This window comes from Micromonospora sp. NPDC004704, from assembly GCF_053601675.1.
On the sequence record NZ_JBSGCD010000025.1, the window covers coordinates 66,578 to 84,447 of the forward strand.

Consider the following 17,870-nt stretch of genomic DNA (forward strand, 5'->3'; position numbering starts at 1 on the left):
ACGCCCGCGTTGCGCCTAGCCTTGACTGGCTTACTGAAAATGACTATCAATTCAATTGATAGCCGATGCTGTGGCGGAAAGGTCCGTACCGTGAAGATTTCTTTTGTTGGCAAGGGCGGAAGTGGCAAGACCACCCTGGCCGCGCTGTTCGCCCGCCACCTGGCCGGGGCGTCGACACCGCTGCTCGCCGTCGACGCCGACATCAACCAACACCTGGCCGCCGCACTCGGCGCGACCGAACACGAGGCGCTCACCCTGCCCGCGCTCGGCGACCACCTCGGCGAGATCAAGGAGTACCTGCGCGGTGACAACCCGCGCATCACCTCGGCGGCGGCGATGGTCAAGACCACCCCGCCCGGCCGGGGCTCCCGGCTGCTCCCGGTCACCGGGGCCAACCCGCTCTACGACACCCTGGTCCGCGAGGTGGGCGGTATCCGGCTCGCGGTGACCGGCCCGTTCAGCACCGAGGACCTCGGGGTGGCCTGTTACCACTCGAAGGTCGGCGCGGTGGAACTGCTGCTCAACCACCTGGTCGACGGCCCCGGCGAGTACGTCCTGGTGGACATGACCGCCGGTGCCGACTCGTTCGCCTCCGGTCTGTTCACCCGCTTCGACACCACGTTCCTGGTCTGCGAACCGACCCTGCGCAGCATCGGCGTCTACCGCCAGTACGTCGGCTACGCCCGCGAGTACGGCGTACGGGTGCACGTGGTCGGCAACAAGGTGGACGACGAGTCCGACGTCGAGTTCCTCACCGAACACGTCGGCGCGGACCTGCTCACCTGGATCGGCCGGTCGGCGTACGTCAAGGCCGCCGAGCGGGGCACACCGCAACCGATCTCCGCCCTGGAGCCGGCCAACCTCGGTGCGCTCGAACTGATGCGCGCCACCGTCGACGGGGGCGGCAAGGACTGGGGCACCTACACCCGGCAGGCGGTCGAATTCCACCTGCGCAACGCGACCGCCTGGGCCAACGACCGGGTCGGCGAGGACCTCGCCGGCCAGGTCGACCCGGACTTCGTACTCGGCCCGACGGCGGTGGACCTCGCCGGTCGGGCCGGATGACGACTTCACCCGCACAACCGACAAGCCCCATGACAGAAGGAGAGAGAGCATGTCCCTCGACGTTTCCGCCGCGCTGCTGGAGCGGGCCGAGGCCGGTCAGGTCGACGACAACGAGTTCGTCGACTGTGTCCGGACCTCACTGCCGTACGCCTGGACCGTGGTTTCCGACGTGGCCGCCCGGTCGGCGGACCCGGCGATCGAGTTCGCCGACCACGCGGTCCCGCCGCCGAGCGAGGCCGAGCGCGGGCAACTGCTGCGCGCCCTGGCCAGCGACGCCATCCGGGGCGGGCTGGAGCGCCACTTCGGAGTGAAGCTCGCGTTCCAGAACTGCCACCGGGTCGCCGCGTTCAAGCTCGGCGCGGTCGGCGGCGACACCTACCGGCGGTTCATCTCCCCGCTCGCCCAGGTACGCAACCAGTCCCCGGAGCTACGCGACTGCTGACCACGCACGCAGGGGTTCCCAGTCGGTGCGACCGGGGACCCCTGCGGTGTCGCGGCGGCGGGAGGGGCACATGCCGGCATAGGTGAATATGTGACCGCCAACCATGTCATGGCGCCGTCATGCGGACGTAACGTTCCGGCAACTCGGGGGTGACTCAGTTCACAATTCATCGTCAGGAGACGCCGTGCGCCGCCGCCCATCAGCGTTACTCACCCGGATCGTCCGCGCCGCCGCCGTACCCGTGCTCATCGCCGCGGCGGTCCTCACCGGAGCCGCGCCCGCCCAGGCCGCCAGCCTCACCCAGGTCACCGGCTTCGGCAGCAACCCCGGCAACCTCAGCATGTACGCCTACCGCCCGGACGGCCTGCCGTCGAACGCGCCCCTGGTGGTCGCGCTGCACGGCTGCACCCAGGACGCGAACGGCTACTACACCAACTCCGGTTGGAAGAAGTTCGCCGACCAGTGGAAGTTCGCCGTCATCTTCCCGCAGACCAGCGCGTCCAACGCGGCCAACGCCTGCTTCAACTGGTTCCTCACCGGGGACACCACCCGGGGCCAGGGTGAACCGGCCTCGATCAAGCAGATGGTCGACTACTCGGTGGCCAACTACGGGACCAACCCGGCCCGCGTCTACGTCACCGGCCTGTCCGCCGGTGGGGCGATGACCGCGGCGATGCTCGCCACCTACCCCGACGTGTTCGCCGCCGGTTCGGTGGTGGCCGGGTTGCCGTACCGCTGCGCGACCTCGCAGACCAACGCGTACACCTGCATGTACTCGACGGTCAGCAAGACCCCGCAGCAGTGGGGCGACCTGGTCCGCGCCGGCTACTCCGGCTACACCGGCCCCCGCCCCCGGGTGTCGATCTGGCACGGTCGCTCCGACGCGGTGGTCGTACCGGCCAACGGCACCGAACTGCGTGACCAGTTCACCAACGTGGCCGGCGTCTCCCAGACCCCGACCAGCACCTCCACCCTGCCGGCCAACACCACCCTGGAGGTGTACGGAAACGACGCCGTACGGCTCTACCAGGTGGCGAGCATGGGCCACGGCACCCCGGTCGACCCGGGCACCGGCGCGGACCAGTGCGGCACCGCTGCGGCGTACTTCCTGGACACCATCTGCTCGGCGTACCGGGACGCGCTCTTCTTCGGCCTCGACGGCGGGTCCACCGATCCGGGCAACCCCGGCCAGCCGGGCGCGCCGGCCACCCCCACCGGCCTCGCCGTCACCGGCACCACCGCCAGTTCGGTCTCGCTGAGCTGGGGCGCGGCGAGCGGGGCGAGCGGCTACCACGTCTACCGCAACGGCAGCCGGGTGACCACGACCGCCGTGGGCAGCGCCGCCTACACCGACTCCGGTCTGACCGCCGGAACCACCTACTCGTACGCGGTCAGCGCGGTGAACTCCGCCGGCACCGAGAGCGCCCGTTCCGCCACGGTCTCCGCGACCACCACCGGTGGCACCACGCCCCCGGTCTGCGTCACCGCGACCAACTACGCCCACGTGCAGGCCGGTCGCGCCTACCAGTCCGGCGGGTACGCGTACGCGAACGGGTCCGCCCAGCGGATGGGCCTCTACAACACCTTCTACACCTCGACCCTGAAGCAGACCGGCCCCAACTACTGGGTCATCGGCTGCTGAACCCCCGTCGGTCGGAAAGGGCTCCCCGTCATCGATGACGGGGAGCCCTCTCTCGTTGCCGTCAGTCGTCGAGGGCGGCGCGCAGGGCACCGGGAAGGTCTGGGTGCCGGTACGTGAACCCGGCTCGGGGCAGCACCCCCGGCAGCACCCGGGAACTGGTCAACGCCTCGACCGCGAGCCCGCCGAGCAGGATCCGCAGGGCGAAGCCGGGAATCGGTAGCACCGCCGGCCGGTGCAGGGCGGCACCGAGTTCCCGGGTGAACTCGTTGTTGGTGACCGGGGCCGGACTCACCACGTTGACCGGTCCGGCGATGTCGTCACGGTCCAGCAGGAACTCCACCGCGCCCAGCCAGTCGGCCAGCGAGATCCACGGCATCCACTGCCGGCCACCGGCCAGCGGGCCGCCGATGCCGAGCCGGAACGGCAGGAGCTGCGGCTTGAGGAAACCGGCGTCCCGGTGCAGGGCGTACCCGGTGCGCAGCCGGACCACGCGTACGCCGGCACTCTCCGCCGGCCCGGTCGCCGCCTCCCAGACCCGGCACATGTCGGCGAGGAAGCCGTCGCCGGCCGGGGTCTCCTCGGTGACCGTCCGGTCGCCGGTGTCGCCGTACCAGCCGATCGCGGAGGCGTTCACCAGCACCGCCGGCCGGTCGGTCGGGGGCAGGGCGGCGATCGTCTCGGCCAGCGTCCGGGTGGTGTCCACCCGGCTGGTACGCAGCAGTTCGCGGTACCGGTCGGTCCACCGCTGGTCGCCGACTCCGGCACCGGCCAGGTTGACCACCGCCCCGGTGCCGGCGAGTGCCGTCGGGTCGAGCTGTCCGGCCGCCGGATTCCACTGCACCTGACCGGGGTCGCGCGGGGGATGGCGTACGAGTTGGACGACCTCGTGGCCGCCGGCCCGGAGCCGTTCGATCAGCCGACTGCCGAGGAAGCCGGATGCACCGGCGGCAAGGATCCGCATGCGTCCATCCTGGCAGAGCCCCCGACCGCCGCACGGCGGGCAGCCCGCAAACGGCCACCCGCCGCCTCCTGGAACGGGTCGGGGACCGCGGGGCGGGTGCCCCGCGGTCCCCGAGGACCGTGCTGTGTGGTGCCGGTCAGGCCAGTTCGGCCTCGAAGTTGCCGGCCTCCAGCCGCTCCTTCACAGCGGTGAGGAAGCGGGCGGCGTCGGCGCCGTCGACCAGTCGGTGGTCGTAGGAGAGCGCCAGGTAGACCATCGACCGGGGCGCGATGACCTCGCCCAGGTCCGGGTCGTTGACCACGACGGCCCGCTTGACCACCGCGCCGGTGCCGAGGATGGCCGCCTGCGGTGCCGGCACGATCGGGGTGTCGAAGAGCGCCCCCCGGCTGCCGGTGTTGGTGATCGTGAAGGTGCCGCCGGAAAGCTCGTCCGGGCCGATCTTGTTGCCCCGGGTCCGCTCGGCGACGTCCGCGATCCGCCGGGCCAGGCCGGCGAGGTTGAGGTCACCGGCGTCCTTGATCACCGGTACGAGCAGGCCCTTCTCGGTGTCGACCGCGATGCCCAGGTTCTCGCCCGCCGGGTACGTGATGGTGCCCGCGTCCAGGTCGATCGACGCGTTCACCACCGGGTACGTCTTCAGCGCCTCCACCGCGGCGAGCGCGAAGAAGGGGAGGAAGGAGAGCTTGACGCCGTGCTTGGCCACGAAGTCGTTCTTGGCCTGCTGGCGCAACCGGGCGATCTTGGTGACGTCCACCTCGACCACGGTGGTGAGCTGCGCGGAACTCTGCAGCGACTCGAACATCCGCCGGGCGATGGTGATCCGGGTCCGGGTGAGCTTCTCGGTCCGGCCCCGCAGCGGGCTCGGCTCGGCCTTCGCGGCGGCCGGCTTGGCAGCCGCCGGAGCGGCAGCGGCCGGAGCCGGGCGGGCCGCGGCGGCACGGGCCTTCTCCGCCGCCTCCAGCACGTCCTGCTTGCGGATCCTGCCGCCCACACCGGTGCCGGTGACCGTCGACAGGTCGACGCCCTGGTCACTGGCGAGCCGGCGGACCAGCGGGGTGACGTAGCCGGCGACGTCCTCGCCGTTGGTCTGCGCGACCGGAGCGGGCGCCGGCCGGGCTGCCGGAGCCGCCTGCTCGGTCTGCACCGGCTTGGTGGACTGCTCGGCCTCGGCCACCGGGGCGGCGTACGACGCACCGGAGATCTGGTCGGGCTGGGCCGCCGGGGCCTGCTCGGCCTTGGGTGCCGGGGCCGGTTCGGCCTTGGCGGGGGCCGGGGTCGGCTCCGGGGCCGGGGTCGCGGCCGGTGCGGCACCTGCCGTACCGATCACGGCGAGGTCGGCGCCGACAGCGGCGGTCTCGTCCTCGGCGACCTTGATCTCCAGGAGCGTACCGGCGGCCGGCGACGGGATCTCGGTGTCCACCTTGTCGGTGGAGACCTCGAGCAGCGGCTCGTCGGCCTCGACGGTGTCGCCGACGGCCTTGAGCCAGCGGGTGACCGTGCCCTCGGTGACGCTCTCGCCGAGAGCGGGCATCTTGAGCACGGTGCCGCCGCCGGTGGCCGGGGCGGTCGCCGCCGGTGCGGGCTCGGCCGCGGCCGGCTCCGGTGCGGGGGCGGCCGCCTGCGGCTCTTCCGCGACCGGCTCGTCCTCGGCGGGTGCCTGCTGGGCGGGCGGGGCGGCCTCGGGGGCCGGGGCGCTGTCGCCGGCCGACTCGTCCTCGCCGGAGATGACGGCGAGTTCGCTACCGACCTCGGCGGTCTCGTCCTCGCTCACCACGATCCGGCTCAGCACGCCAGCCGCGGGGGAGGGGATCTCGGTGTCGACCTTGTCGGTCGACACCTCGAGCAGCGGCTCGTCGACCTCGACCCGGTCGCCCTCCTGCTTCAGCCAGCGCGTGACGGTGCCCTCGGTGACGCTCTCGCCGAGCCGGGGCATGGTGACCGATACCGGCATCTCTCAAGACTCCTTCGTGGCCTTTGCGATGGTCACCCGGTTGCCGCCGGGTGTCGCGGAAGATCTGGTGCTGTCAGGCGTGCGCGTGCAACGGCTTGCCGGCCAGGGCGAGGAACGCCTCGCCGAGGGCCTCGGTCTGGGTCGGGTGGGCGTGTACGAGCTGCGCCACGTCGGCCGGGTACGCCTCCCAGTTGAAGATCAACTGAGCCTCGCCGACCAACTCGCCGACCCGGGCGCCGACCATGTGTACGCCGACCACCGGCCCGTCGGAGACCCGTACCAGCTTGACGAAGCCGGCCGTCTTGAGGATCTGGCTCTTGCCGTTGCCGCCGAGGTTGTAGTTGTACGTCGACACCTTGTCTGCGCCGTACTTCTCCTTGGCCTTCGCCTCGGTGAGGCCGACGGAGGCAAGCTCGGGGTCGGAGTAGGTGACCCGCGGGATGCCGTTCTCGTCGATCACGGCGGGGTTCAGCCCGGCGATCTCCTCCGCGACGAAGATGCCCTGCTGGAAACCGCGGTGGGCGAGCTGGAGGCCGGGGACGATGTCACCGACGGCGAAGATGTTCGCCACCCCGGTACGCAGCCGCTCGTCGGTCAGCACGAAGCCCCGGTCGACCTTGATGCCCTGCTCCTCGTAACCGAGGTTCGCGGTGGTCGGGCCACGGCCGACGGCGACCAGCAGCAGCTCGGCCTCGAAGGTCTCGCCGCCCTCGATGGTCGCCTTGACCCCGGTCTCGGTCCGCTCGACCTTCTCGAACCGCTTGCCGGTCTTGAAGTTGATGCCGCGCTTGCGGAAGGCGCGCTCGAGGGCCTTCGAGGACTCCTCGTCCTCGGCGGCGACCAGTCGGGGCAGCGCCTCGATGATCGTCACGTCCACCCCGAACGAGCGCCAAACGCTGGCGAACTCGACGCCGATGACGCCGCCGCCCAGGACGATCGCCGAACTCGGCACCCGGTCGAGCACCAGGGCGTGGTCACTGGTGATCACCCGCTCGCCGTCGACCTCGAGGCCGGGCAGGCTGCGGGCGTACGAGCCGCTGGCCAGGATGATGTTGCGCCCGGTGTAGCGGCGGCCGTCCACCTCGACGGTGTCCGGGCCGACCAGCTTGCCGTGACCCTCCACGACGGTGATCTTCGCGCTCTTGATCAAGCCCTGGAGGCCCTTGTAGAGGCGGGAGATGACCCCGTCCTTGTACGCGTTCACCCCGGACATGTCGACCCCGATCAGCTCGGCCTTGATGCCGAACTGCTCGGACTCGCGGGTCTGGTCGGCGATCTCCGCCGCGTGCAGCAGAGCCTTCGTGGGGATGCACCCGTTGTGCAGGCAGGTCCCACCGAGCTTGCCCTTTTCGATCAGCGCGACCGACAGGTCCAGCTGCGCGGCGCGCAGCGCCGCCGCGTACCCCCCGCTGCCACCGCCGAGAATGACAACATCGAAGGTTTCGCCGTTCGGCTCGCTCACAGTTAACTCCCAGGTCGCGTCGCTGCCACGAGGGCCATGCCAATGGAAACGGGCATTTCGTCCTCACCGACCGTTGCATTCCGGCCGGATACCTTCTACCTGGGCCATCTTGTCACTTGCAGTCCCGCGCCGCGTAACTGAGGTGCCCAAGGACACGTCCGTTCCACGTACTCTTTGCCCAACCACCGGACACGGCCGGCACGGGTGGGCGGGAGGAGAAGAGCGGGTGGCCTGGTTTAGGCGCCGCAAGCAGGGCGGCAACGCGGCAGGTGATCGCGTTGCGAACCGCGGGGACGTGGAGCACCTGGAGCAGTTCGTCAAGTCGAGACGGGGTGTCGAGGCGTTCATCGAGCCGCGTACGACGGTGACCGAGACGACAGTGATGTTGATCGCGTCGGACGGGGAGTGGACCCGGCGCCGGATCGACAGCCCGGAGGGCGCCCGCCGGTTCGCCCACAAGATGGCGATCCCGATCTACGACGTCCGACTGGTCGGCTACCCGCAGCGGATGCGCGACTTCAACGAACGCCGCAAGAGAAACGCGGGTGCCTGAGCCGCCCCGGACGTGCGACGACCCCCGGCCGAGCGTGGCCGGGGGTCGGTTCGCGTGTGGCGGTCAGTTGTTGGCGGCGATGTCCTCGACCAGGTGCAGCAGGGTCCGTACCGGGACCGCGGTCCCGCCCTTGGTCCAGTAACCGGTCGGCTCACCCGAGTGGTAACTCGGGCCGGCGATGTCGATGTGCGCCCAGTCGACCCCGTCGGTGACGAACTCGCGCAGGAAGACGCCACCCTGCAGCATGTGACCGGCCCGGTCCATGCCCGCGTTGACCTGGGAGATGTCGGCGACGTCCGAGTCCATGCCCTTGCGTACGTCCTCCGGCAGCGGCATCGGCCAGGCAGGCTCGCCGACCGCGTCACCGGCGGTGCGTACCCGGGTGCACAGCTCCGGCGTACCCATCACCCCGGCGACCCGCTTGCCCAGCGCGACCACCTGGCCACCGGTCAGGGTCGAGGTCTCCAGCAGGTAGTCGCAGCCGTCCGCGCAGGCCCGGGCGATCGCGTCGGCCAGGATCATCCGGCCCTCGGCGTCGGTGTTGAGCACCTCGACCCGCTTGCCGTCGAACATGGTGACCACGTCGCCGGGGCGGTAGCTGCTCGCCGACGGCATGTTCTCCGCCATCGGCAGGTACGCCTGGACCGACACGGCCGGCTTCAGCTCCGCGATGGCGAGCATGGTGGCGGCGACCGCCGCCGCGCCGGCCATGTCGGACTTCATCTCCCACATGCCCTGCGCCGGCTTGATCGAGACGCCACCGGTGTCGAAGGTGATGCCCTTGCCGACGAGCGCGATCCGCTTCCCGGCCCCGGCGGTGCCGGCCGGGGGCTGGTAGCTCAGCTTGACCAGCCGCGGCGGGGCGTCCGAGCCCTGCCCGACCGCGACGATGCCGCCGTAACCACCGTCCGCGAGGGCCTTCTCGTCCAGCACCTCGACGGTCAGCCCGGCCGCGTTGGCGGCGGCCACCACCGAGTCGGCGAACGACGGCGGGCGCAGCTCGTTCGGGGCGGTGTTCACCCAGTCCCGGGTCCGGGCGACGGCGGCGGCGACCACGGTCGCGCGGGCGATCTCGGCGCGGGCGGTCGCGTCGGCGGCGTCCGGCACGTGCACCGAAACCTCCACCACCGGGGTACGGCGGGTCGGCTGCGGGCGGGTCTTGTAACCGGTGAACCGGTAACCGCCGATGAGCGCACCCTCGGCCACCGCGCGCAGCGCGGCCGGGGCGTCCTCGTCGTCCGGCACCGGCAGGCTCAGCGCCACCCGGTCCGCGCCGGCCAGGGCCCGGATCGCGGACCCCGCCGCCCGGCGCAGGATTTCCGGGGCGGGGGCGGCACCGGTCGGCTCGGCACCCAGGCCCACGGCCACGACCAGCGGGGCGGTCACCGTACCGAGCGTTGCGAGCTTGATCACCTCGCCCGGGGCGCCGGTCGCGCCGAGCAGGGCCAGGGTCTCGGTCAGGCGCCCGTCGAACGCGGCGGCGATGCTCTCCGCCCCGGTCGCCAGCAGCAGCGTGCCGGCGTACCCGCCGGGCCCCTCACCCCCGGTGTCCGCGGATCCGCTCTGGCTGTGCACGCCGATGACAAGAGCGTCGACGGCAAGCTCCGCGGGGTCGGTGTCGACCAGGCTGAGGGTGGTGCTGGGCGATGTCACTCGGCGTCTCCGGACGGGCTTGGCCGGCCGCGTTGTGCGCGGTCCGGCGACGAAGGTCTCCGGCGAACCTACCCGCCGGAGAGGTCGGCTGTCCCAGCGACTGTCGCCGAAGGGATCCCGCCGATGTTAATCACCAGGTCGAGCCCCGGTGAGCCAGGAGGGCGCCCCCCGGTAAGTTGCCAACCATGACCGACCTGACCACGCCCGCCGCCGACGCGCTGCTCCGCTCACCCCTGCACGAGCGGCACGCCGCGCTGGGCGCCAAGTTCGCCGCCTTCGGCGGCTGGTCCATGCCGCTGGAGTACGCCGGCGGCGGGGTGCTCAAGGAGCACACCGCGGTCCGCGAGGCGGTCGGCGTGTTCGACGTCTCCCACCTGGGCAAGGCGCGGGTCACCGGTCCCGGTGCGGCCGACTTCGTCAACGCCTGCCTCAGCAACGACCTGGGCCGGATCGGCCCCGGCCGGGCCCAGTACACGCTCTGCTGCGACGAGGCCACCGGCGGGGTGGTGGACGACATCATCGCCTACCTCTACGGCGACGAGCACGTCTTCCTCATCCCGAACGCGGCCAACACCGCCGAGGTGGTCCGCCGCCTGCGCGCCGCCGCCCCCGCCGGGGTCACCGTCACCGACGAACACCGGGCGTACGCGGTCCTCGCGGTGCAGGGGCCGCGCTCGGCCGACCTGCTCGGCGCGCTCGACCTGCCGACCGAACACGACTACATGAGCTTCTCCACCGCCACCCTCGCCGTCGCCGTCGGCGACGGCGACGGCGACGGCGACGGCGACGGCGAGCCGGTCGAACTGGTGGTGTGCCGGACCGGGTACACCGGCGAACACGGGTACGAACTCGTCGTACCCGAGGCCGGGGCGACCGCGGTCTGGGACGCCCTGTTCGCCGCCGGTGAGCCGTACGGGCTGCGGGCCTGCGGGTTGGCCGCCCGGGACACGCTGCGTACCGAGATGGGCTACCCGCTGCACGGGCAGGACCTGTCCCTGGAGATCACCCCGGTCCAGGCCCGGTCCGGCTGGGCCGTCGGCTGGAACAAGCCCGCCTTCTGGGGGCGGGACGCGCTGCTGGCGGAGAAGGCGGCAGGACCGCGCCGGCTGCTCTGGGGGCTCGCCGCACAGGACCGGGGCATCCCGCGTCCGGGAATGCGGGTCCTCGCCGGTGACGCCGGGGTCGGCACGGTCACCAGCGGCACGTTCTCCCCGACCAACAAGTCCGGGATCGGCCTCGCCCTGCTGGACACCGACGCCGGGCTCGCCGAGGGCGCGACCGTCGAGGTCGACGTACGCGGCCGGCGCTCGGTGATGAGGGTGGTCCGGCCCCCGTTCGTGCAACCGTCCGTCCGCTGACCGTCGATCGGCACCCCGGGACCGGTCCGCTGACCGCCGCGTCGCAGCCCCGGACCGGCTCAGCCGTTGCGGCCGGAGTCCAGCACGGCCTGGGTCCAGCCGCCCTCGACGACCGTGCCCCGGTCCAGTAGCGCCCAGTCGACGACGTCGGCGGTCGCGATCACGACCGGGGCGCCGATCCGGACCGCCGGGTCGGCGACCGCGTCGCAGGCGCTGGTGCCGTGGATCAGCTCCGGGCGGTGCCAGGAGTCGACGCCGGCCCAGACGTACTCGGGGCCCTCGGCGGTGACCAGGCCGTACTTGATCAGCAGTTGCAGATCACCGGCGAGCGAGCCGCCGACGAACCGGTCCCGTACCCCGGTCAGGCCGGCACGGGCGGTGGCGACGGCCCGTGCCATCGCGTCGTCGCTGCGGTCGTACCGGATGTCGGAGCGGGGAGCGCCGAACAGGGTGGTGCAGACCCCGGCGAAGTACCGGCTGGGCGGACCCTGGTGCCCGATCGGCGGGAGCAGGGTCAGGAACGAGTCGGCCTCGGGATCGGTGGCCGGGTCGAGTTCCAGCCGCAGGGCGGCCGGGCCGGCGGCGTCGGACTGGCGCGGATAGCCGTACGCGACCGCGATGTCGTGGTCGGTGACGGTGGTGACCACCGGCAGTTGCACGAAGGCGGGCACCTCGATCCCGTTCAGCCCGTCGGTCCAGGTACGCAGCAGCCGCCGGGCGACCCCGGTCATCACCGCACCCCAGCCCCGGGTCAGGTGCCCCGGCACCTCCTGGGCCTGGAGTTCGAGCAGCCCGAACCGGCGCAGGCCCTTGGTGGTGAACCAGAGCCCGCCCTCGGCGGTCGAGTACGGCACCAGCACCCAGTCGACCAGCCGGACCCGGCCCTCGGCGTCGGGCAGCGACCGCAGCGCGGTGGCCGGTTCGAGGAACTGCAGGCCGAACACGTCGACCAGGTCCCCGCCGACCGCGTCCGCCATCGCCGCGCCGACCGCCCGGGCCGCCCACTCGTGCGCCGGCGGCCAGCCCGGCCGGTAGCTCGCCTGGATCACCACCAGGTTGTTGGCGGCGGCGAGCCGGGCGAGTTGTTCGTCGGTGGCGCCGAACGCGGTGAGCAGGTCCGGCGGCAGGTGCGGGAACTCCGACACCGGCCGCAGGTCGACCGTCATCAGCGGGCTGTCCAGCATCTGCCGGGTGAGGTCGTGGACCAGTTCGGTGACCCGGTCGCCGAGTGCCGCCATGGCCTGGGCCGGGGTCACCTCGGGCGGGGTCGAGACCGGTACCAGGTAGGTCGCGGAGAGCGACTCCGGCACCGGCAGAGGCAGGAAATCGTCCGTAATGATCATGACGTGCCCCGCTCGACGAAAAGTAGTGATTCTCTTTCGCGAACGCTACCGAAGATGTCCGGCCGGATCAGCCGGTCAGCACCAGACCGAGGTAGACCAGCGTGGTGACCAGCTCGACCTGGGCACCGAGCACGTCACCGGTGATCCCACCGAACCGCCGTACGGTATGGCGCAGCACCACCAGCCCGCCGACCAGGGCGAGGCCGACCACGACCGGGCCCTGCCACGGGCGGTCCGGCACGGCCGCGACCGCCGCGCCCGCGACGGCGACGGTGGCCACCGCCAGCGGCACCCGCCCGACGGTCCCGGCGACCAGCGCGCCCAACCCCTCCGGTCGGGCGGCCGGCACACCCTGCCGGCAGGCCCAGGTCACCGCCAGCCGGCCGGCCGCGCTCGCGGTGACCACGGTCGCCAGCAGCGCCGGCCAGCTCCGGTCCGGCAGCGCCGCGAGCACGCCGACCTGGATCAGGAGTACGAGAACGAGCGCCGCGACCCCGAACGGGCCCACGTCGGGCTTCTTCATGATCTCCAGCGCCGCCGGCCCGGACCGGTACGACCCGAGCGCGTCGACGGTGTCGGCGAGCCCGTCCAGGTGCAGTCCCCGCGTGAACAGCGCTCCGGCGGCGACCGTCACCGCCCCCGCGACCAGCTCCGGAGCACCGGCGGCCGTAGCACCGAGCAGGATCGCGGCGAGCACCGCACCGAGGAGTGCACCGGTGGCGGGGGCGAGCGTCATCGCCACCGCCGCCGTCTCCCGGTCCACCCTGCCCGTACGCAGCGGCAGGGTGGTGAACGTGGTCAGCGCCAGCCGGGCGCCGGCCGGAATCCGGTGCTCAGGCACCGCGCGAGGCGCCGTCGCCGGCCCGCGCGTCGAATCCCTCGGCCCGTGTTCCGGTGCCGCCCGCCTGCTCGCCGACCGGACCGGTCCGGTCCTCTGCCCAGGCCCGGTTGTCCGGGTCGCCAGTGGGGGACCAGTCGGGTCGGGTGGGGCCGGGGCCCGCCGGCTCCGGTTCGTCGAACTCGCCGTCGTCGCCGGTCCCGTGCCGGCCGGGTTCGGCACCGAAGCGCTGTTCGTCACCGTCGGGGTGTTCGTCCCCGTCCGGTGATCCGTGCCGGCCCGGCTGCTCGCCGGTGGCCGGCGCCTCGTCCTCCCGCTCGGCCCATCCGCTCGGTGCCGGCGCCTCGTCCTCCGGTTCGGCCCAGCCGCTCGGTGCCAGGGACGGGTGCCCGCCCACCGACCCGGCCAGGGTCAGCGCCGTACGCAGCAGTGGCAGGGTGGCCAGCGCGGTCGCCCCCTCGCCGAGGTCGAGCTTCAGGTCGAGCAGCGGGGTCAGCCCGAGCACGTCGGCCGCGAGCCGGACCGCCGGATGTCCGCCGTGGTCCGGCAGCAGGCACCAGTGCCGGGACTGCCCGGCGAGATCGCGGCTCACCATCCCGGCGGCCACGCCGACCGGACCGTCGAGCAGGACCGGCGTACGCCGGGCGGTCGCACCGAGCAGGATGCCGGCGGCGATCGCGACGTCGCCCCCGCCCAGCTCGGCCAGGATGTCCTTGGGCCCGCGCGGGCTGCGCCGGCTGCGGTGCAGGGCGTCGCGTACGGTCGCGCAGCGGATCATCCAGGCCGCGTCGTCCACCTGGCTGCCGGGGCTGATCACCCGTCCGAGTACGGCGGCCGGCTCGGCACCCGCGGTCGCGGCGAGCACGGCCGCGGTGGCGGCCTCGGTGCCGGACCCGCAGGAGGCGAGCACGATCACCTCGACCCCGTCGTCCACCGCCTCCTCGGCCAGCCGCCAGCCGTAACGCAGGGCGGACTCGACGGCCTCGGCGGTCAGCGCCGGTCCGTCCTCGATCGGGGCGGCGGTCGGCGCGTCCACCACCTGGAGGCTCGCGCCGACCTCGGCGGCGAGCCGGGCGAGCGGGCCCCTGCCGGCGCGGGCCTGGTCGGCGCGCCGGCCGGACTCACCCGGTACGGTCCCGGCGGCGCTGCCACCGTCGTGGTCACCGTGCAGCAGGAGTACGCGTACCGACCGCCACGGGCGCGGGGTCGGGGTGCCCTGGGTGCCGGCGGCGAAGCCGACCACCCGTTCGAGGTTGCCGAGCCCGGCACCGGGCAGGTCGAGCGTGGCGAGCCGGTCGATCGCCTGCGGACCGGCGTACTCGTCCGGCATCGGCAGGTCCATCCCGGTCTGGATGACCAGTCCGGTGGCGACCATCGGGAGCATCATGGTCGGCGCGGACCAGGGCGAGCTGTCGGCCGGTTTCTCCGGTTCCGGCTCGGGCAGGTGCGGCGTGACCACGTCCGGCGAGGCGACCCGGTTCGACACGTCCGGCGCGGCGACCGGCTGTTCGGTAGCGATCTCGGTGCTGGCCGGTGCGCTCCGGGTCGGGCCGGACTGGCTGGGCACGACCACGTTCGGCTGGGCCGGGCCGGGCTTGAGCCAGGTGGGCTGCCCGGCGACCACCAGGACCACCGCGTCACAGACCTCGGCGACCACCTGGTTCGTGGTGCCGAGGGCGTCGGTGAACGCCCGCCCGATGGTGGTCGTCGGCACCAGGGAGAGCCCGACCTCCGGGCTCACCAGGACCAGCCGGGCGGTGCAGTCCCGGATCGCGGCGGCGAGTTCGGCGATGGTGACCCGGTCGTCGGCGGGCTGGTGAACCGGGTCGAGCAGTACGGTCACCCAGCCGCCGAGGTCGTCGACGAGCAGCGTCTCGTCCGGCCCGGAGCCGGCGATCAGCTCGGCCAGCCGGGACGGATCCTCGGCCGTCTCCTCGGTGGTCCAGCCGGCCGGCCGGCGCAGTTGGTGGGCCTCGATCCGGGCGGCCCACTCCGGGTCGTCCGGTTCGGCCTGCCGTGCGGTCGCGACATAACGGACAGCGGTCGTGTCGCGTACGAGCGACTCGGCGAACTCGGATTTGCCGGAGCGGATCCCGCCGAGCACGAGAACCGTGTTCCAACCGTCAACGGACATGTCCGTACCTTAGAGCGCCCAGCCGGGGATTCGCCTGGGAGGTCGGTCCCCCATCGGCGACAACCACCCCCCAGCGCCGACCTATCCCGGTTCATGCCCTATCCACCCAGTCCGGCGGCGCCCCCGATGCCACCGCTTCCGCGATCTAGGGGAAATACGTGTTTGTTGATCTCCAATCACCACCATCTGCCCTAGATCGCGGGTGGCCCGGCTGTGCCAGGTGGTGTGGGGGCGGGTGGGGCCCCGCTGCGGGCGATCGACGGTCGCCGCCGGACGGCTAGGCTGGCGGGGTCCGTCGGGGACATCGGTGAGGGGAGACGCAAGATGCCGTGGAGCTGGCGGTACGAGGGCACGGACGGCCAGGCGGTGAGCGGGCCGGACGAGACGTTCGGCAGCCAAGCCGACGCCGAGTCCTGGATCGGCCAGGCCTGGCGCGAACTTTCCGCGTCCGGGGTGACCACGGTGATCCTGCTGGAGGACGAACGGGTCGAGTACCGGATGAGCCTGCAACCGGTCGCCGAGTGAGTCTGATGGGCTTCGAACACTCGGGCCGCGAACGGCTCGTACTCGGGGTGCCCAGGGAGGCGTTCCGGCCGAGCCCCATCTTCCTGGCCCTGGTCGCCCTCTTCGTGACCAGCGGCGTACTGAGCTGGAACCAGTTCGGCAACGTCCGGTTCGACGTGTTCCTCTTTGTCGTCTCCGGCTGGCTGGTCTCCCTCTGCCTGCACGAGTACGCCCACGCGATCGTGGCCTTCCGCGCCGGGGACCGGGGAGTGGCCCACCGCGGCTACCTCACCCTCAACCCGCTGAAGTACAGCCACCCGCTGCTGTCGATCGTCTTCCCGGTGGTGATCGTCCTGCTCGGCGGCATCGGCCTGCCCGGCGGGGCGGTCTGGGTCGACCACCACCAGATCCCCGGACGGCTGCGGCACACCCTGGTCAGCCTCGCCGGTCCGGCGACCAACGTCCTCTTCGCCCTGGTCCTGGTCCTGCCGTTCGCGTTCACCCTGGACATCGGCGCGCACCCCGAGTTCTGGGCCGGGGTCGCCCTGCTCGGCTTTCTCCAGCTCACCGCGAGCGTGCTCAACCTGCTGCCGGTGCCGGGGCTGGACGGCGGCAACATGCTCTACCCGTGGCTCTCACCGCAGTGGCGGCGCGGCTACGACCTGATGGCCCCGTACGGCTTCCTGCTGCTGTTCGCCCTGCTCTGGAACCCGCGGATCAGCAACTGGTTCTTCTCCGTCGTGTTCACCGTCGGCGACTGGATCGGCCTGCCCAGCCCGCTCTACGCCGCCGGCTACGACCTGATCCGGTTCTGGCAGGACTGGATGTGACCCGTCCTGCCGTGACGGCGACGCGTCCGTGACGGCGTCCCGACACCCGCCGCGAGAGCGGGTGCCGGGACGGCACGACTACGGGCGGGCCGGGCTCTGCGTCTTGGCCGGGTCCCGTTCGGTGATCGGCGAGACGATCTCGTCGATCGCCTTGAGCAGGTCGGCGTCGAGCTTGACCCCGGCCGCCTTGACGTTGTCCGCGACCTGCTCCGGGCGGGTCGCGCCGACGATCGCCGACGACACGTTCGGGTTCTGGAGCACCCAGGCGACCGCGAGCTGGGCCAGACTCAGCCCGGCCTGGTCGGCCAGCGGCTTGAGCTGCTGGACGGTGGACAGCACCTCGTCGGTCATGAACCGGGCGATGAACGACGCCCCGGACTTCTCGTCCGTGGCCCGGGAGCCGGCCGGCGGCGGCTGGCCGGGCAGGTACTTGCCGGAGAGCACACCCTGCGCCATCGGGGAGAAGACGATCTGACCGATGCCGAGTTCCTCGCTCGCCGGCACCACCTCGCCCTCGATCACCCGCCACAGCATCGAGTACTGCGGCTGGTTGGAGACCAGGTGGATCTTCAACTGCCGGGCCAGCTCGTACGCCTCGCGGATCTGGTCCGCGCGCCACTCCGACACCCCGATGTAGAGGGCCTTGCCGGAGCGTACGACGTCGGCGAACGCCTCCATCGTCTCCTCGAGCGGCGTGGTGTAGTCGTACCGGTGGGCCTGGTACAGGTCGACGTAGTCGGTCTGCAACCGGCGCAGCGAGCCGTTGATCGACTCCATGATGTGCTTGCGGGACAGACCCCGGTCGTTCGGGCCGGGACCGGTGGGCCAGTAGACCTTGGTGAGGATCTCCAGCCCCTCCCGGCGCTGGCCCTGCAGGGCGCGACCGAGCACGGACTCGGCGCGGGTGCCGGCGTAGACGTCGGCGGTGTCGAACGTGGTGATTCCGTGATCCAGAGCGGCTTGGACGCAGGCCAGGGCGGCGTCCTCCTCGATCTGCGAGCCGTGGGTGATCCAGTTGCCGTACGAGATCTCGCTGACCTGGAGACCGGAACGGCCAAGGTGTCGGAAGTCCATGCCAAGACCCTAACCTCTGCCGATATCGTTTCAATGATCGACTAGCCGGGTCGCCGACAG

Annotated in this window: 14 protein-coding genes and 1 pseudogene; 7 read left to right on the forward strand and 8 right to left on the reverse strand. The window is 72.1% G+C overall.

The window, feature by feature from the left end; genetic code table 11:
- The first annotated feature begins 90 nt into the window (after positions 1-90).
- From ACWEFB_RS27655 to ACWEFB_RS27665, 3 genes are all read left to right on the forward strand, one after another.
- A complete protein-coding gene (locus tag ACWEFB_RS27655) occupies positions 91-1,065 on the forward strand; it encodes an ATP-binding protein (protein ID WP_452289994.1) in 975 nt (324 codons plus the stop codon).
- Between the two features lie 49 nt (positions 1,066-1,114).
- A complete protein-coding gene (locus ACWEFB_RS27660; protein WP_452289996.1) occupies positions 1,115-1,507 on the forward strand; it encodes an SCO5389 family protein in 393 nt (130 codons plus the stop codon).
- A 184-nt stretch (positions 1,508-1,691) separates the two neighbouring features.
- The gene (locus ACWEFB_RS27665; RefSeq protein WP_452289998.1) at positions 1,692-3,149 is read left to right on the forward strand and encodes an extracellular catalytic domain type 1 short-chain-length polyhydroxyalkanoate depolymerase; all 1,458 of its coding nucleotides are present in this window, start codon (positions 1,692-1,694) and stop codon (positions 3,147-3,149) included.
- 61 nt (positions 3,150-3,210) lie between these two features.
- Here ACWEFB_RS27665 and ACWEFB_RS27670 read toward each other — a convergent pair whose 3' ends face one another.
- From ACWEFB_RS27670 to lpdA, 3 genes are all read right to left on the reverse strand, one after another.
- Positions 3,211-4,110 (reverse strand): TIGR01777 family oxidoreductase, encoded by a 900-nt coding sequence (locus ACWEFB_RS27670; RefSeq protein WP_452290000.1) that lies wholly within the window; start codon positions 4,108-4,110, stop codon positions 3,211-3,213.
- A gap of 136 nt (positions 4,111-4,246) precedes the next feature.
- Positions 4,247-6,061, reverse strand: coding sequence for a 2-oxoglutarate dehydrogenase, E2 component, dihydrolipoamide succinyltransferase (gene sucB, locus ACWEFB_RS27675; protein WP_452290002.1), 1,815 nt, complete (start codon positions 6,059-6,061; stop codon positions 4,247-4,249).
- Positions 6,062-6,134: 73 nt separating this feature from the next.
- Positions 6,135-7,523, reverse strand: a complete 1,389-nt coding sequence (gene lpdA / locus ACWEFB_RS27680) for a dihydrolipoyl dehydrogenase (RefSeq protein WP_452290004.1) — start codon at positions 7,521-7,523, stop codon at positions 6,135-6,137.
- 226 nt (positions 7,524-7,749) lie between these two features.
- Between lpdA and ACWEFB_RS27685 the strand changes: the two genes are divergently transcribed.
- A complete protein-coding gene (locus ACWEFB_RS27685; RefSeq protein WP_326556638.1) occupies positions 7,750-8,076 on the forward strand; it encodes a hypothetical protein in 327 nt (108 codons plus the stop codon).
- A 63-nt stretch (positions 8,077-8,139) separates the two neighbouring features.
- Here ACWEFB_RS27685 and ACWEFB_RS27690 read toward each other — a convergent pair whose 3' ends face one another.
- A complete protein-coding gene (locus tag ACWEFB_RS27690; RefSeq protein WP_452290007.1) occupies positions 8,140-9,729 on the reverse strand; it encodes a leucyl aminopeptidase in 1,590 nt (529 codons plus the stop codon).
- Between the two features lie 185 nt (positions 9,730-9,914).
- On the opposite strand from ACWEFB_RS27690, the gene gcvT reads away from it, so the two are divergent.
- Positions 9,915-11,087, forward strand: coding sequence for a glycine cleavage system aminomethyltransferase GcvT (gene gcvT, locus ACWEFB_RS27695; protein ID WP_452290009.1), 1,173 nt, complete (start codon positions 9,915-9,917; stop codon positions 11,085-11,087).
- A 59-nt stretch (positions 11,088-11,146) separates the two neighbouring features.
- On the opposite strand, the gene ACWEFB_RS27700 is transcribed toward gcvT, so the two are convergent.
- The 3 genes and pseudogenes from ACWEFB_RS27700 to ACWEFB_RS27710 form a co-directional block, all read right to left on the reverse strand.
- A complete protein-coding gene (locus ACWEFB_RS27700; protein WP_452290011.1) occupies positions 11,147-12,430 on the reverse strand; it encodes a DUF2314 domain-containing protein in 1,284 nt (427 codons plus the stop codon).
- 67 nt (positions 12,431-12,497) lie between these two features.
- Positions 12,498-13,271 (reverse strand): adenosylcobinamide-GDP ribazoletransferase, encoded by a 774-nt coding sequence (locus ACWEFB_RS27705; RefSeq protein WP_452290013.1) that lies wholly within the window; start codon positions 13,269-13,271, stop codon positions 12,498-12,500.
- A 103-nt stretch (positions 13,272-13,374) separates the two neighbouring features.
- A pseudogene (locus tag ACWEFB_RS27710) lies at positions 13,375-15,402 on the reverse strand (bifunctional adenosylcobinamide kinase/adenosylcobinamide-phosphate guanylyltransferase); the annotation flags it as partial.
- A 324-nt stretch (positions 15,403-15,726) separates the two neighbouring features.
- Here ACWEFB_RS27710 and ACWEFB_RS27715 point away from each other — a divergent pair.
- Both ACWEFB_RS27715 and ACWEFB_RS27720 read left to right on the forward strand, forming a co-directional pair.
- Positions 15,727-15,927 (forward strand): hypothetical protein, encoded by a 201-nt coding sequence (locus ACWEFB_RS27715; protein ID WP_326556643.1) that lies wholly within the window; start codon positions 15,727-15,729, stop codon positions 15,925-15,927.
- A 5-nt stretch (positions 15,928-15,932) separates the two neighbouring features.
- Positions 15,933-16,736: a site-2 protease family protein gene (locus tag ACWEFB_RS27720; protein ID WP_326556644.1), complete on the forward strand. Its 804-nt coding sequence runs from the start codon at positions 15,933-15,935 to the stop codon at positions 16,734-16,736.
- 78 nt (positions 16,737-16,814) lie between these two features.
- On the opposite strand, the gene ACWEFB_RS27725 is transcribed toward ACWEFB_RS27720, so the two are convergent.
- Positions 16,815-17,810, reverse strand: a complete 996-nt coding sequence (locus tag ACWEFB_RS27725; RefSeq protein ID WP_326556645.1) for an aldo/keto reductase family protein — start codon at positions 17,808-17,810, stop codon at positions 16,815-16,817.
- Positions 17,811-17,870: the final 60 nt, after the last annotated feature.

Bases quoted from the DNA above. Each gene is read 5' to 3' on its own strand.
- ACWEFB_RS27660 (WP_452289996.1), top strand. From the start codon at position 1,115: ATGTCCCTCGACGTTTCCGCCGCGCTGCTGGAGCGGGCCGAGGCCGGT.
- ACWEFB_RS27670 (WP_452290000.1), bottom strand. From the start codon at position 4,110: ATGCGGATCCTTGCCGCCGGTGCATCCGGCTTCCTCGGCAGTCGGCTG.
- sucB (WP_452290002.1), bottom strand. From the start codon at position 6,061: ATGCCGGTATCGGTCACCATGCCCCGGCTCGGCGAGAGCGTCACCGAG.
- gcvT (WP_452290009.1), top strand. From the start codon at position 9,915: ATGACCGACCTGACCACGCCCGCCGCCGACGCGCTGCTCCGCTCACCC.
- ACWEFB_RS27700 (WP_452290011.1), bottom strand. From the start codon at position 12,430: ATGATCATTACGGACGATTTCCTGCCTCTGCCGGTGCCGGAGTCGCTC.
- ACWEFB_RS27715 (WP_326556643.1), top strand. From the start codon at position 15,727: ATGCCGTGGAGCTGGCGGTACGAGGGCACGGACGGCCAGGCGGTGAGC.
- ACWEFB_RS27720 (WP_326556644.1), top strand. From the start codon at position 15,933: ATGGGCTTCGAACACTCGGGCCGCGAACGGCTCGTACTCGGGGTGCCC.
- ACWEFB_RS27725 (WP_326556645.1), bottom strand. From the start codon at position 17,810: ATGGACTTCCGACACCTTGGCCGTTCCGGTCTCCAGGTCAGCGAGATC.